This window comes from Rhodococcus sp. PAE-6, assembly GCF_025290685.1.
Taxonomy (GTDB): Bacteria; Actinomycetota; Actinomycetes; order Mycobacteriales; family Mycobacteriaceae; genus Rhodococcus; species Rhodococcus pyridinivorans.
The window spans coordinates 1-233 of sequence record NZ_JAOCLZ010000259.1; the positions used below are offsets into that span (position 1 = coordinate 1).

General features: G+C 61.8%; 1 pseudogene. It reads left to right on the plus strand.

Going from position 1 to position 233, the window contains the following annotated elements:
- Positions 1–233, plus strand: a pseudogene (locus NVV99_RS26945) (penicillin-binding protein); the annotation flags it as partial.

Below are 233 nucleotides of genomic sequence, written 5' to 3' on the forward strand. Positions count from 1 at the left end.
AAAACGAAGAAGAAGTCCAAGTGGCGGGTAGTTCGGCGCACCATGTACGCGTTGATCGCCGTGGGCCTGATCGTGCCGAGTCAGGCGTTCATGGTGGCGTACACGCTGGAGGACGTTCCTCGACCCGGTGACCTCAGAACCAACCAGGTCGCGACGATTTTTGCTTCCGACGGTGCGAGCTTGCTCGGCAAGGTGGTGCCCCCCGAGGGCAACCGGACCGACGTGACGATCGA